Raw genomic sequence first — 14,897 nt, forward strand, 5'->3', positions numbered from 1 at the left:
CCGAATGTGGTGCCCGCAAGTCGCAGACGGCAGCCGTGTTAATCGGGCACGGTGGAGGACGGGACAGGGGGAGGGGAAGGGGGAGCGCAAGCCCTCACGTTCCTCCAAGCCGCGGGAAGACGCGAGGTGCGGCGCCTAGCCTCGCCCTCCGGAGGCCACGTCTCGAGCTGCGGGCACTCCGGCTGCGGTGGTGGCGGCTCCTACGGCACGCAGCACCGACACTGCCACCACTTCAGCCGCCGCGGCCCCGAGCACGGTGACATCCGTCGCCTTGTCACCCGTAAGTGGTTTGTCACCTGTGGACAACGCGAATACCACGTCTCCGTCGTACATCGTGTGTATGGGACGAATCACGCGCGCGAGGCCGTCGTGGGCCATCTGGGCCAGCTTGTTGGCCCCTTCCTTGTCGAGGCGCGCGTCCGTCGCTACGACAGCAAGGGTTGTGTTGCCGGATGGGAACACGTCGGCTACGGCACCCGCGGCAGCCGACGAAATGTCCGGCTGCAGGAAACGCCGGGTGTCCCTATCGTACGCACCCGCTATGACCCGCGCGGAATCCGGATCCACCACGTCGCCCAAGGCGTTCACCACCACAATCGCGCCGACCACGACGGGCTCAAGAGCACCGCCGGGCCTCGGCAGTCTCACTGACCACGTTCCGGTGCCCCCCTTCATTGAGCATCGAGCCCCCCGTGTCTTGCCGACGGTGGCGCCGAGACCCGCCCCGGAGTTCCCCTCGGCCGGCGGACCCGCGGACGCCGCTGCGCACGCCGCGTATCCCATGCGCTTGTCCGGCCGCACCTTAGGGTCGCCGATGTCGAGATCGAATATCACCGCGGCGCCCACGATGGGCACGACGCCGTAGCCTGTGTCGAATCCGACAGCGCGCTCCTCGAGGAACTGCATGGCGCCGCATGCGGCGTCGAGGCCGAAGGCGCTGCCCCCGGCCAGCATGACGGCGTGGATCCGCTCGACCAGGTTGCACGGGCGCATGAGGTCGGTTTCGCGAGTCCCCGGCGCTGACCCTCGCACGTCCACGCCCGCCACGGCGCCGCCCATCGCCAGCACCGCCGTGCATCCTGTCAGCGCCGAATCGTCCTGCGCATGTCCTACTAGAATTCCTCGCACGTCAGTGATGCCGGGCAAAGCCGCACTCCTCCTCGATTCTCACCTTGACTCCGCCTTGGCTGTGGCCCTACCTTGACCGTTACCCGTAGGCCACGACCGACTTCTGCGCCACAGCCTGCTTCTTTGCAGGTCACTTCCGGGGCAGCCTCTTCCTATGCAATACGCCGGCGCCGTCAGGTTTCCTGCAACCCCGGGAGGGCGGGGGAGGGCACTAGAGGTAGGGAGGAAACGCCTGAAGCGACGGTTTGTCGGCCGGACCAAGGTTTTCGGTCCACGGGATCTTTTTGTTGTTCACTTGTGGTTGAGAGGAAGGAATCACGCGAGGGGCGTCGTAGTATGACATTAGTTAGGTAGACTAACTAACCATATCGAGATGTGCCGACAAGCTTCGCCGAGCGACGAGCGCCGAGCCACCCTGAATGACACTGTGAAGCGAGCCGGCAAAGCGCGCGTGGTTGCTCATGGTTGAACGTTGAATGCAACTCGAGCGCGAAGGGACGAGCGCTAGTGAAAGGGGACAGCACACTGGTGGAGCGAGGTCATAGCCCGCAGGCTGCAAGGGATCACAACAGGGCGCTCATACTCCGTCTCATCCGTGACGCCGGCCCGACTTCCAGGGCGGAGCTCGCGCGGTTGAGCAGGCTGAGCAAACCCGTCGTGACTGACATCGTCGACGGCTTGTTGCACTGCCAGCTCGTCAGGGAGACGACCAAGGGCGAGGCTGTCCTTGGGCGCAAGCCGATCCTCCTTGACATCAACCGTGAGGCCCTCTGGGTCATGGGCATCGACCTCTCCCGCAACCATGTAGACCTGCTCATTACGGATCTCCTTGGAAAGCCACAGCGCAAGATGTCCCGGCGAGTGTCGTTCGAGGACGAGGACTCCGGCTACCCGGAGCGGGTCGTCAAGTACGTCACCGACATCATCCGCGACTCCGGCGTTGATCAGTCTCGCATAGCGGGGATCGGCATCGGCTACCCCCTTCCTCTCAGCCACGCGCAGCGCATGATCGTGTCCGACGGCCAGGTCGTTGGCTGGAAAACGGTCAGGCTGAAGGAACTGATTCAGAGCGAGTTCAATGTCCCCGTGTACCTGGAGAACGACGCTAACGTCGCCGCGCTCTACGAGAAGTGGTACGGCGAGGCGACGGACTTCAAGGATTTCTTGTTCGTTTTGGTAGGCAACGGAGTCGGCTGCGGCATCATGATCGGCGGGAGCATCTACCGGGGGACCCACGGAATCGCCGGAGAGATCGGTCACATGAGCATCGATCCGAACGGCCCGAGATGCCTCTGCGGGAGCCGGGGCTGCCTCGAGACCTTGGTGTCGGTGCCCCGCCTCGCGTCACAGGTGTTGGAGGAAGACGTGAAGACGGGCCGTGCCGGCGACGGGCTACCCACACTGGATGAGATATGCAAGCGTGCGGTGCGCGGCGACTCTGTCGTTGCGGAGAAGATCCACGAAATGTCGGAGTATCTTGCCATAGGCATCACCAACCTCGTGAACACTTTCAACCCGGAGGCGGTGGTGATCGGTGGGACCATAGCCAAGCTGGGCGACTCGCTGAAGGAGCCTCTCATGAATGCTCTAGTCGCGCGGGCCCACCCGCTGTTCGCGGACAAGACGAAGGTGGTCCTGTCCCACCACTCTGAGGACGCCGTGGCAAGGGGAGCGGCCGTGCTAGTGATCGAGAGCTTCTTCCAAAATCCCCAGAGATACGTGCCGGAGCTCGCGAATGGGCCCAGGTCTCGCGCCACCTCAGAGGGTTGAGGGGTCGAGGCGTTGCAAGCGCAGTGGCCGATGAGTAGGGCCGCGGCCGCCGACGAGAAGGGGGCACGGCGGCTGACCAACGTGCACGGTCGTCGACGAACGGGGTGCGGCCGTCGACGCGTGAGTCCCCGGCCTCGGCTCGCCTTGGCGAAGGGGCGCGCACGTGCCGCAGCGCGGAGGCACGCCGTTCCGCGGACGGCCCGTGGGATGACCGCGGACGCTGAAAGCAGGGCTCCTCGGGTGAAGGGAGGGGAGAGCGCGCAGTTCACAAAGTGGAGGGGGTATTTCTCCTGACAAGGTGAAGCGGTACCGAATGTGCGAGGGGAGCGCAGGCTTTGAGGCGCGGGGCGCTCGGTGCCTGGCTTCTGTTGTGTTCCGTTCCAGAGCGCTCACGCGGAGTAGTGGTGTGGTCTGTATGCGTCAAGGCGGTTTTGGGATTGACCTGGCCAGATCCCATGTGCGGGACACAATCCGATTGACCCGATACGGAAGGAGGAAACCCAATGAAAGCCTCATGGATTCGGAGAGTCTCCTTGGCCTGTGTCTTAGTGCTCCTCCTCTGCCTGTCGGCAGCCGAAGCCGCGCCGGTGACCCTGCGGATCATGGCGAACGCCGTGAAAGGCGGCAAGAACACTCAGGATGCCGAGTGGATCGAGAAGATGATCCCCGAGTTTGAGAGCGAGATGAAGGCCCAAGGCCAGGATGTGCGCGTGGAGTTCGTGCCGTCTGGAATCAACGACGAAGATTACAAAGCCAGGCTCGCTTTGGACATCAAGGGCGGAGGCGGTCCTGACGTCATCGCGTTCGACCATTTCTGGGTGCCGGAGTTCGCCGAGGCCAAGTTCCTCCTGCCCTTGGACTCCTACCTCAAGACGTGGCCCGACTGGAGCCAGTACTTCGACACCATGAAGGCGATGGGCTCGTACCAGGGCAAGACTTACCTGGTCATGGCCGGGACCGACGTGCGGATGATCTATTACAACAAGGAGCTATTCAAGAAAGCCGGTATCCCGGTTCCGTGGCAGCCCAAGAACTGGGAGGAGCTCCTCCAGGCTTGCCGAACCATTAAGCAGAAGCTGCCGGGCGTGACTCCCATCCAGCTTAACGCGGGGGTGGAGATGGGCGAGGCCACGAGCATGCAAGGCTTCTACATGGCCCTCTGCTCGGCGGGCGGATGGATATACAACTGGGACACCGGAAAGTGGATCGTGAAGAGCCCTGAGCTGCTGGACGCTCTCAAGCTCTACAAGACCATCTATGTAGACGAAAAACTCGGCGATGCCATGCTGCAGGTATCGCCGAAGGCTCGCGACAAGTCGTTCGCGCTGTACTCCACCGAGAAGATAGCGATGTACGTCGAGGGCACTTGGATGTGGTCGTCGGTCATCGCGCCAAACGGCGCGTGGGCCATCCCGGACCGCGACACCAGGATCGGGTGGGCCGCATTCCCCGGCAGTGGCAAGCCCGGGGCTCCCGCTTTCGCGTCCGTGTCAGGCGGGACGGGCTGGGTGGTGAATCCCAACACGAAGCACCCCGACCTTGCATTCAAGCTCCTGGCGAAGCTGAACTCCGCCCAGGCGCGGGTGGCCTACTGGAAGCTGAAACCGGGCATACCGGCCAGGAAGGATCTTGCCGACATGCCCGAGGTCAAGGCCAATGAGTTCATCTCGGAGACCACGAAGAAGCTCGTTCCCTACACGACGTACCGTCCCGGACAGCCCGCCTATCCTCAGGTGTCCTATCAGGTGCAGCTCCTGACGGAGCGGGTGGTGACGGGGCAGATGACTCCCGAGCAAGCTCTCGACGCCTACGCGAAGGCCATGACGGAGATCGTGGGCGAAGCGAACGTCGAGATCAAGAAGTAGCGTCCGCGCACGCGACGCGACGCCGGGCGGTCGCCGCTGCTTACGGGCCGGCCACCGCCCGGCGGGCGCGCCGAACCGGTCGGTTCGGTCGACTCGGTCCGTCAGGTCCGCTCAGTCAGTCCGGCCGGGTCGGGTGGGGTCGGGATGTCTCACAACGATGCGAGCCGTCCCGTCTCTCGCGCCTTCGTCTCGCGCGCCTGTGCGCTTGGCACTGCGTTGAACCGAAAGGGGAGCCCTAGAGTGCAGCATGACAACCCCATCATATCGCGCCGGACCGCGATGGCGTTCATGTCTCCGGCCTTGGTCTTCGTTGGAGTGTTTCTCGCGTTCCCGGCCTTCTGGGCGATATACATCGGCCTCACGAACCTCACTCTCACAGGGCGGGCGGCCATAGAGCCGAAGGTCGTCTGGCTCGCGAACTTCGCAGCCATCCTGCGCGATCCCCTCTTTCGAAGCTCGCTGTGGATAACGCTGCAGTTCGTGTTAGGATCCGCCATCGTAGGACAGATGGGTCTGGGGCTCGCCCTGGCGCTCCTCTTGCACGGCAGAAGGGGCATCCTCAGAGACATCGCCTCGAGCGTCGTGATCCTGGCCTGGATCATCCCTGAGGTCGTGGTAGCCTACCTCTGGGTCGCTTTCCTCGATAGTGACTTCGGCCTCCTCAACTCGATACGGAGTGCCGTAGGTCTCAGGCCGGTCAACTGGTTCTTCGAGCATCCGGTGCTGTCGATAGTCCTCTTCAATGCCTGGAGGGGAACGGCGTTCTCAATGCTTCTTTTCGGGGCGGCTCTCCAGACCATCCCACCGTCCTATATAGAGACGGCCGACGTGATCGGCGCTTCAGGTTGGAGGAAGTTCCGGGACATCATCTTGCCGCTCATACGCCCTCACATCGTAACCGGGGCAGTCCTGGTCACCATTTGGACCTTCAACGTGTTCACTCCGTTCCTTCTGACCGGGGGCGGGCCCGCGTTCAAGACCGAGCTCGTGTCCATATACACCTATCGCAACGCGTTCAAGTATTTCAAGCTCGGGTACGGCAGCGCCATTTCCACCTTGATATTGCTCATCAATTTCGCCCTCGCCACGGTGTACATGAGGCTGGCGCGGGCAAGGAGGGCGTGACCGTGAGGAGAGTGCTTTCCGCAGTCGCTCTCATGGCACTGGCCGCGGCGTTCGCTTTGCCAATCATGTGGCTCGTCACGGCGCCCTTCAACGCCAAGCCTTCCCTGGCGCTTTCGCTCACCAAGCCGACGTTGGAGAACTTCTACGGCGTGTTCAAGAACCCCGCGGCAGTCACCGGCCTCAAGAACAGCCTGGTTCTGTCCACATCCACGATGCTCGTCGCCACCATCGCGGCGACGATGGCGGCTTACGCCTTCTCACGGGCGTGTTTCCGGGGCCGAGAGACCATACTCTACATCCTGATCCTTCTTTCGAGCGTGGTCTCGGGCGTGTCAGCCATGGTGCCTCTCTACGTGCTCATGCAGTCGCTTGGCCTTCTCGACACACACCTCGGAGTCATACTCGTGTATGTGGGGGGCCTTCTTCCAACCAACATGTTCATCATGAAGGACTTCGTGGACTCGATTCCGCGTTCGTACGAGGAAGCGGCCCTCGTAGACGGGAGCACGCCGGCCCAGGTGCTCGCGAACATAGCCTTCCCCCTGTGCAGGCCGGGTATGGCCGTCATCGCAGTGCTGATCTTCGTGAATACCTGGAGCAACTTCTTGGTTCCGTTCATCCTTCTGCGGTCACCGTCCAAGGCCCCCGCGTCGGTTGCGATATACTCTTTCTTCAACGAGGTCGGAATTCCGATTCTCGGGCTCATCGCGGCTTACTCATTCATTTACACGATCCCCGTGGTGACTCTGTACATCATAGTGAACCGGAAGTTCGGGTTCAGATTCTACGGGGGCATCAAGAGCTAGGGGGAGTCTCTATGGCCGAGGTTCGCCTCGTCAACGTATCGAAGACGTTCGACAGGGTCGACGCCGTGAGCGACGTCACGATCGCTATTGAGGACGGTGAGTTCTTCACCCTCCTCGGGCCGTCCGGGTGCGGGAAGACCACCACGCTCAGAATGATCGCCGGCCTCGAAAGGCCGACGTCAGGAAAGGTTTTCATCGGTGATCGGGATGTGACTGACCTTCCCCCCAAGGCGCGCAACGTGGCGATGGTTTTCCAGAACTACGCTCTGTACCCGCACATGACGGTGGCGGAGAACATCGGCTACCCCTTGCGAATCCGCAACAAACCCCGCAAGGAGATCGAAGAGCGCACGATGGAGGTCGCCCGCAGCCTGGCGATCGCGGACCTAGTGCAGCGAAGGCCTGCTGAGATAAGCGGTGGCCAGCAGCAAAGGGCCGCGCTCGCAAGAGCGATAGTGCACGAACCGAACGTGTTCCTCTTCGACGAGCCCCTGTCTAATCTCGATGCGAAGCTCAGGACCGACGCAAGGACGTTCCTGAAGCACCTCCGGGAAACCCTGGGAATAACCACGGTGTACGTTACCCATGATCAGTCCGAAGCAATGGCGATGTCCGATCGGATCGCCGTCATGGACAGGGGGAAGGTCGTCCAGGTCGGACCGCCCCTCGAAGTGTACAGACATCCCGCCAACACGTTCGTGGCCGAGTTTCTTGGAAACCCACCGATGAACCTCATCCGGGGCACGTACCAGCTGGTAGACGGAAAGCCGGCCGTCGTAGTGGACGGCTCCAGCGTGCCGCTAGCGGACGCTCAGCCCGCCCTGGATCGCCTCGTGCCCGGAAGCGAGGTCATCCTCGGGATCCGGCCTGAGGACCTCGCCATCGACCTCGAAGCGGAAGAGAGCGAGCCGGACGGGGAGCCCCGTCAGCTGCGTCAGGGGATCGCGGGCGAAGTGTTCGTGGTGGAGCCTCTCGGCTACGAGACACTCGTGAGCGTTAGGACACGCGCAGGCACAGTGAAGGTCAAGAGGTTCGAAGACCTCGACGTCCTCCCTGGGCGCCGGGTGCGGCTTACCCCCAATGCGCGAAGAATGCGCCTGTTCGACGCCAGAGGCGAGCGAATTCCATGCTGAGGCGTGAGACGGGGGCGCGCGACTCAGGCAATCCGCGTTTCGGCGCTTGAAAGCCTCCGAGCCGTGCTCTCTACGGCCTACTCGTAGGATGGTGATCTAGCACGATGAACGTCGGTACAGGGTATTCACAAGTCTATTCCGGGGTCCTGACCAGGGACGACTCGCGCAGCCTCAGGAGGTTTGACTTCTTCGTCCCGCCCGGCGCCACGGACGTCTTCGTCATGCTCGTGTACAGCCCGCGTCGCGAGGACGAGCGGGGTGCTTTGGGGCCGCGGGACTTCAGACGGCGATGGGCGGCGGAAATCGATCGCTACCGTGGGAAACTCGAGCGTGTGGGCGATCAAGACCTCCTTGCCTTCTTCGAGCGATTCGTTGACGGGGCGTGCACGCGCGTCCAGCCCCTTCAAAACCTCCTCAACCTCGCGATCTTCGACTCACAAGACCATTTCCGCGGACGGTGGGACTCCCCTCAGCACTTCGGGGAATGGGTGAGGATCGGCGAGGTGAGCGCCACACGGGGCTTCGTGGCGGGCGACGTTCCGCCAGGCCGGTGGACCATCGTTCTGGAATGTCACGCTGTCGTGACAGACGTGTGTTCTTTCGAGATAGGCGTGAGGTGCGCGGTCTCCGACGGACTCTGGCTCCGCGGGGAGCTCCACGCCCACACGAACCACAGCGACGGCGCGCTCACCCCGGCAGGGCTGGTTGAGGCTGCGCGCGAAGCCGGGCTTGATTTCATCGCGATCACCGACCACAATACGGTGAGCGGGTTGGCGGAGCTCGGTTCGGCAAGCGATTCGGCTGCCAAGCCGATCGTCATCCCCGGCATGGAGCTCACCACTTTCTACGGTCACGCGGTCGCCCTCGGTGTGTGCGAGTTCATACCGTGGCACGATGCGTCTAAGGGCGACGGCCTGAATCGGCAGGCGAGAGAAGTCCGCAGGCTCGGGGGGCTCTTTTCGGTCGCCCATCCCTTCAGCGTGGGCTATCCGGTGTGCGCGGGGTGTGAGTGGGAGTACGAGGACACCGACCCGGGACTCGTGGATCTCATGGAAGTGTGGTCGGGCCCTTGGACGAGCCACGTCATGTGGAATGTCCCGGCGATGCGCTGGTGGGACGATCTCCTGTGCAAAGGCTATCGCGTGACGGGCGTGGCGGCGCGCGACGCCCACAAGCGGGAGCAGCTCTTCGAAAGGGAGACCGCAGACACATACGTGTGGGCCCGGTCACTTACGGTGCGCGACGTGCTCGAAGGTTTGAGGAGCGGCCGAGTGTACATTAGTTCCGGTCCGCGCCTGAACTTCTCATTGACCGTTTCCGGCGATGGCGGGCGCTTTCTCCCGGGCGATCGCGCTCGGATCCCGAGCGGCGCGAGATTAGCACTGCGGGTTGAGCTTGCAGACCCAGCGGGCGAGCTTAGGAAGAGCGCACGATGGGGCGACCTCCTGGCCCGCGTCGTCAAGGGCACGAGGGAGCACGGGGCACATGCGGTGTTCACCTCGCAGGTTCGCTGTAGTGGCGACCGCGGCGATCGCGGCGGCAGGGGCGACTGCGACGGCGCCCGCGACTGCGACGGCAGCGCTGAGCCCATCGAGTTCGAGGACACGACGGTCGGCGACGCTTGGTATCGGTGCGAGATCCTCGTGGACGGCAAGTCCAGGCTCCCGGGTCCTCATTTCATCGCTCTCACGAACCCCATATTCGTCGAGGTGATTTCGAGTGAAGCACATTGAGGCCGTGGTCGTATCCCACACACACTGGGACCGCGAATGGTACTTGCCGTTCCAGCAGTTCAGAGCGAGGCTCGTCGCCCTGGTTGATTACGTGATAGACCTGCTGGAGCGAAAGGAGTCCTTCAGGTGTTTCACCCTGGACGGCCAGGCGATAGTGCTCGACGACTACCTCGAGATTCGTCCCGAAAACGAGGAGCGTCTAGGGCGCCTCATTCGCGAGCGAAGGCTCCTCGTGGGTCCGTGGTACGTGCTTCCTGATGAGTTCCTTTCAACAGAGGAAGCATTGGTACGAAACCTCCTCGTCGGGGGCAGGGTGGCGAGGCGGTTTGGCGCGGTCATGGGAGTCGGGTATGTCCCGGATCCGTTCGGCCACATCGGCCAGCTGCCGCAGATTCTTCGGGGTTTCGGGATCTCCTCGGCGGTTTTCTCGCGTGGGATGGGGGATGAGGGGGAGGCTCTGGGCGCGGAGTTCAGGTGGCGCTCGCCTGACGGCAGCGAGGTGCTGGGAATCTGGCTGCCGGCTCATTACGGGTGTCTCACCCCTGTCGGAAGCTTCAACCCTTGGGAGTCCGACGCGAGGTTCGCGGTGGGTGGACATGCAGCCTTGCCGCTAGATGAGGCGGTGCGGTTCACGCGCAACCTCGTTGAGCATCTCGCGGCACGCTCGAGAACGGGAGTCGTGCTTCTAGACACCGGCTCGGACCACCTCGCTCCGAGGCAGGATCTTCCCGAGATCATCGAACGGCTACAGGCAGCGCTGAGGGAGGTCGAACGCGCCCCGGCAGATGTCCTGGGTGTTCGGCTAGTGCAGGGAAGCCTCGAGGACTACGTGCAGAAGGTGCGCGAGCGAATTGGACACTCAGGCCGTGCGGCTGGAGAGAGCGAGGCCGCTGGCCACGAAGCACTTCCTGCGGGTCAAGCGCTCTCTGCGCACGATGAGCTCCCCGTGCACGAGGGGGAATTCAGGGGCAGTCGCTACCAAAACATGCTCTACAGCGTGCTGTCGTCGCGGATCCCGCTCAAGCAGCTCAACTACGAGGTCGACGCCTGGCTCACTCACTACGCGGAGCCGCTGGCGTGTGCTGCGTGGTTATTCGCGGGGCGTAGGTACCCCACCGAGATGCTGAAGCTGGCGTGGAGACTCTACCTTCAAAACCAGGCCCATGACAGCATCTGCGGGTGTTCCACAGACGAGGTCGCGGTGGAGATGACGGCCAGGTACACTCAGGCGCGCGAGATCGCCGCCGCGGTTGCCGCCGAGAGTCTCGCGAGCCTCGCAAACCTCGTGCGGCATGTTGGTCCGGTAGCCGCGAGCGACACAGATGGCACAGGCGACACCGCCCCCATGGCCGACACCGCCCGCGAGGCCGAGACAGCCCGCGAGGCCGACGCGGCCGGCACGGCCGACAGGACAGACAGGGCCGATAGGGCTGATAGGGCCGACAGGGTGAACACAGACCACTCCGCCGCCGGGACCGTCGCGGAAGCCTCGACTGCTGTAACCGGGGCGGCGGCGACCCCGAGCGCCCTGAGAAAGACAGCGGCCGCGGGAAGCGCAGCCCTGCCGCTGCTAGTTTACAACCCCAATCCGTGGCCTGTGAGCGGCGTTGTGATCGCACACGTCCCGTTGAGAGAGATCGCGTGCGATGGCGCACACGACGAAGCGGGCAGGGAGTCACGTGGAGAGCCGGGCGGGGAGCCGGGCGAGGCATCCCACGGACGATTGGGGTCAGAACCTGGCACGGAGGAGGGCACCGCCAGCACGCGTTTCGCCGTGACCGACGGAAGTGGAAGAGCTGTGGGCGCTCAGACGCTTGGCCTGACCCGAGCTGCTGGCGCGACAGGGCTGGGATACGGTTTCGATCCGTCGGCCGCGCTGAGCGACGCGGTGCGCCGAGGCGAGCCCGCCATCGACATAGCTTTCCCGGTGAGGGACTTGCCGGCTACCGGGTATCGCGTGTACGGCCTCGCCTCAGCCGCCGTTCAGCCGCCGTCTGACCACGCCGATGAGCTGGTCGGGCGCGTCATGGCGGGCGACAGGTATCTCGAAAACGAGTTCTTGAGAGTGCAGGTCTCTCAGTGCGGGGCGCTCGACGTATGCGACAAGCGCACGGGGTTCGTGTACAGAGGGCTCAATGTGTTCGAGGATTCGGGGGATGCAGGTGATGAATACGATTACTCCCCTGTTGCCGACGAGCCAACGGTGACAAGAGGCGTTGCGGCCTGCGAAGTCACGATCGAGCACCAGGGGCCTTACCTCGGGACGTTGCGGGTCGAGATGCCCTGGGAGATCCCTGCTTCCATTGACCCTGGGCGGAAACGGCGTGCCGCCAAGACTGCGCCGCTCGTCATCGTGACGCGTGTCACGCTCGCGGCAGGCGCGTCCTACGTGGAGATAAGCACGGAGATCGAAAACACCGCTCGCGACCACCGGCTGCGGGCGCTCTTTCCGACGGGAGCGAGGGTCGACCGGGTGTATGCCCGGGGACAGTTCGACGTGGTGGAACGCGACCCGAGGCCGCGTCACGACCAGGAAGGAGCCGGAGGGGCCGCAGGGGCCGGGTGGTTCCAGCCGGCAGCCACGGTCGCTCCGCACCAGGGGTTCGTGGACGCGAACGATGGAGTTCGTGGTTTGGCTGTGGCCACGCGCGGACTCCCCGAGTACGAATGCCTCGTGGAGCGCGACGGGACGGCCACCATCGCGGTGACCCTCTTGCGCTGCGTTGAAAGGATCTCGCGGGATGACCTGGCCACGAGGAAGGGCCACGCAGGTCCGCCAGTATTCACGCCAGGGGCACAGTGCCTCGGCAGGCACGTATTTGAGTACGTTGTGGTGCCTCACGCTGGTTGCTGGTCGACGGGCGACGTCGGATCGATCGTGCAGCGATACATGTACCCCTGCGCGGCTTACTTGAGCACTTGTCATGCGTGGGCTTTGCCGGCGGAATTCGATCTTTCCCGAGCGGAACTGAGCCTCCTCGGGCTGAGAGACGACTGTAGGGGCGAGGACGGAGACAGGTGTGGAGATGGGTGTGCGGCTGAGTGCGGAGATGGAGATGGAGATGGAGGCGGCTGGTGCAAGGCGAGCGTCTTGGTGGTGAGTGCCGTCAAGAAGGCGGAGGATGGCGGCGACCTCATCGTGAGGCTTCATAATCCTAGTGAGCGGGAGATCAGCGCGCGGCTGACAACCGGCGTGCGCCTGGACGAAGCGCGCCTCGTAAGGCTCGACGAGACACCGGTTGAACCTGTGGCTTCGGAGCTCGCTCACGGAGGCGACGAGCGCGCTCTCGGCCCCTTCAGCTCTTCGGGCAGTCCTGGTGACCCGGGCAACCCGGGCGACCTAGACCTCGGCCACCAGAGCCAGCTAGGCCGGCAGGGCCAACAAGGCCGGCAGGGCCGGCCAAGTCAGCAAGGCCAGCAAGACCGGCAGGGCCAGCAAGGTCAGCAGAGCCAACAGGGACTCGGCAGCGCGTGTGACCCAGACGATCCGAGCTGCGCGCGCTACCTGTGCGACCCTTGTGTCCTGCGCGGCCCTTACGAGCTCGGGCTTCGCGTGAAGCCCAAACAGGTAGTCACCCTTGCCCTCGCCGCGCGTCCTTTTGTGCCGCGTTTAGGCTAAGGGTCATCCGGAAGGCCTAGCCGTCCAGCCGTCTGGCGGCGCGTTGCCGTGGAGGTGTCGTTGCGTGCACGGCTCAACTCACCCGCCTGAGGACGTCCACGGCGAAGTCAAGAACGATGTTCCCGCATGTACGCGTCTTGAACCGCAGGCTTCGCGAGAGCCGTCGGACAAGGCGCGACCTCGTCCTTATGATTGGCAGAGCGCGCAGAAACCGTGCCACGCGCGAGCTTCCTCCCGCCGTTCCGATGTAGGCCCGCGCCATCTCTATGAGTTTCGACGCGTCGAGGCCCACTTCCGCCCACGACGAAAACTCGTCGAGCCAGGGCTTCACTTCCTCTACGAACTTACGGTTGGGATTGCCTGTCAGCATGGCGGCGGCAGCCTTCATCTCCAGCATGTACGAGGACAGAATGCCCGCAGCTTCGCCCAGCTCGCCGCTTTGCGCTCGCTTTCGCGCCCTTTCGAGGACGGACGCGATCCCCGGCGGATCGTCCTGGTGAAGCGGGCTCATGGCGCACGCATCGGCAAAGAGGGCGCACGCACCGAGGGCGTCGCGGCCAAGGACGCGGGCCACGGCGTCCTCCCAGGCCGACTGCGGGTCATATCGCACGGGGTCATCTAGGTAGCGCGCGGCGGCGGCGAGCGGGATCTTGGAGGCCTCGGCCTGGTTCATTGGGTTCAGGAAGACTCCTTTGGCCGCCTCGGGAAGGTAAGGGCTTCGGCCTGTATACGGCCCGATGTGGAGCTCGGACTTCATGGGACCGTCGTTCACGGGATAGTTGTCCCAGTACGTCACCGGCCTCTTCAGAGACTCGGCCACGGCCTTCGTGTGTTCCAGCGTGAGCTCCTTCGAACACACCACCGGCCCGGTCCACATGACGTCGATGGCGGGATCCAAACCCTCTCCTATCTCGCGGACGTATTCGGTGGCCGGGTCGCCGCAGTACTGCGTCGGGCACACCATGAGCGAGGCTTCGGCCGAAAGCTCCTTGAGACGGGCGTACACGGCGTTCGTGAACGAGACCTGGGCGGCAGCGAGATCGCCGAAGGCCTTCCGGTCCTCGTCATGGCGCAGCTCAGCCGGGATGTCATCGAAGAACAGGGCGAATGCCCGCACTCCCGCGTCGTGCATTGCCTTCAACTTCTCCACAAGGGCATCGAGGTCGCGCTTCTCAGAGTAGCGCAGCGATAGCCCCGGGCTCACCGCGAAGATGAAGGTGATACCGCGCTTGCGCGCGTGCGAGGCAAGCTCGGAAAGTCGAACGAGGATGTCCCCGGGATACGGCGCGCGCCACCTGTGCCTGTGGTAGGGATCGTCCTTGGGCGCGTAGATGTATGCGTTCATCCCGATTTCCGGCATGAAAGAGAGCATGTCCTTTCGCTCGTCGTGGGTCCACGGCTTACCGTAAAACCCCTCCACCACACCTCTCCAGGCGAAGGCTTCGGACATGTCAACACCCCCGTGGTGCGTGGGCAGTTCGCGTGGTCTAGCGTCGACCCGCTGTCGATCGCCCGGCTAACGGCGGCAGCGCCATTCGCTCGGGTCCCCGGAGGGTTACTGGACCTGCTTCTGCCACCCGCCCCTTCTGTGGAGTCTTTCGTTGTGCGCAGTGCCATACTGAAGATTCAGCGAAAAACGACGGATTCCTCCCCGCGCTGACGCGGTAGGCGGTCAGGCCGGCGGTCGTTCCCTGTTTTCCCTGGTACCCGGTTGCCAG

The 14,897-nt window shown here is 63.8% G+C and carries 9 protein-coding genes and 1 pseudogene; 8 read left to right on the plus strand and 2 right to left on the minus strand.

The annotated features are described in order from the left end of the window. Positions 1–135: 135 nt before the first annotated feature. Positions 136–1,146: a P1 family peptidase gene (locus tag NUW12_06990; GenBank protein MCR4402516.1), complete on the minus strand. Its 1,011-nt coding sequence runs from the start codon at positions 1,144–1,146 to the stop codon at positions 136–138. Positions 1,147–1,593: 447 nt separating this feature from the next. On the opposite strand from NUW12_06990, the gene NUW12_06995 reads away from it, so the two are divergent. The 8 genes and pseudogenes from NUW12_06995 to NUW12_07030 all read left to right on the plus strand — a co-directional run bounded on the left by NUW12_06995 (position 1,594) and on the right by NUW12_07030 (position 13,179). Then, positions 1,594–2,898, plus strand: a complete 1,305-nt coding sequence (locus tag NUW12_06995) for an ROK family protein (protein ID MCR4402517.1) — start codon at positions 1,594–1,596, stop codon at positions 2,896–2,898. 503 nt (positions 2,899–3,401) lie between these two features. After that, positions 3,402–4,763 (plus strand): extracellular solute-binding protein, encoded by a 1,362-nt coding sequence (locus NUW12_07000; protein ID MCR4402518.1) that lies wholly within the window; start codon positions 3,402–3,404, stop codon positions 4,761–4,763. Between the two features lie 240 nt (positions 4,764–5,003). Further along, positions 5,004–5,888 carry a sugar ABC transporter permease gene (locus NUW12_07005; protein ID MCR4402519.1) on the plus strand — a complete coding sequence of 295 codons (885 nt, stop codon included), beginning with the start codon at positions 5,004–5,006 and terminating at the stop codon, positions 5,886–5,888. A 2-nt stretch (positions 5,889–5,890) separates the two neighbouring features. Then, complete coding sequence (locus NUW12_07010) at positions 5,891–6,694, plus strand: carbohydrate ABC transporter permease (GenBank protein MCR4402520.1); 804 nt, start codon at positions 5,891–5,893, stop codon at positions 6,692–6,694. Between the two features lie 11 nt (positions 6,695–6,705). Continuing rightward, complete coding sequence (locus tag NUW12_07015) at positions 6,706–7,827, plus strand: ABC transporter ATP-binding protein (protein MCR4402521.1); 1,122 nt, start codon at positions 6,706–6,708, stop codon at positions 7,825–7,827. Positions 7,828–7,931: 104 nt separating this feature from the next. Beyond that, entirely contained in the window at positions 7,932–9,560 is a 1,629-nt protein-coding gene (locus tag NUW12_07020; GenBank protein ID MCR4402522.1) for a CehA/McbA family metallohydrolase, read from the plus strand. A gap of 4 nt (positions 9,561–9,564) precedes the next feature. Next, a pseudogene (locus NUW12_07025) lies at positions 9,565–10,824 on the plus strand (hypothetical protein). Positions 10,825–11,586: 762 nt separating this feature from the next. Then, a complete protein-coding gene (locus tag NUW12_07030) occupies positions 11,587–13,179 on the plus strand; it encodes a glycosyl hydrolase-related protein (protein MCR4402523.1) in 1,593 nt (530 codons plus the stop codon). Positions 13,180–13,252: 73 nt separating this feature from the next. On the opposite strand, the gene NUW12_07035 is transcribed toward NUW12_07030, so the two are convergent. Beyond that, a complete protein-coding gene (locus NUW12_07035) occupies positions 13,253–14,629 on the minus strand; it encodes a protein O-GlcNAcase (GenBank protein ID MCR4402524.1) in 1,377 nt (458 codons plus the stop codon). Positions 14,630–14,897 lie beyond the last annotated feature (268 nt).

It is taken from the genome of Bacillota bacterium (assembly GCA_024653485.1).
Taxonomy (GTDB): domain Bacteria; phylum Bacillota; class SHA-98; order UBA4971; family UBA4971; genus UBA6256.

Bases quoted from the DNA above. Each gene is read 5' to 3' on its own strand.
- NUW12_07000 (MCR4402518.1), top strand. From the start codon at position 3,402: ATGAAAGCCTCATGGATTCGGAGAGTCTCCTTGGCCTGTGTCTTAGTG.
- NUW12_07015 (MCR4402521.1), top strand. From the start codon at position 6,706: ATGGCCGAGGTTCGCCTCGTCAACGTATCGAAGACGTTCGACAGGGTC.
- NUW12_07020 (MCR4402522.1), top strand. From the start codon at position 7,932: ATGAACGTCGGTACAGGGTATTCACAAGTCTATTCCGGGGTCCTGACC.
- NUW12_07030 (MCR4402523.1), top strand. From the start codon at position 11,587: ATGGCGGGCGACAGGTATCTCGAAAACGAGTTCTTGAGAGTGCAGGTC.
- NUW12_07035 (MCR4402524.1), bottom strand. From the start codon at position 14,629: ATGTCCGAAGCCTTCGCCTGGAGAGGTGTGGTGGAGGGGTTTTACGGT.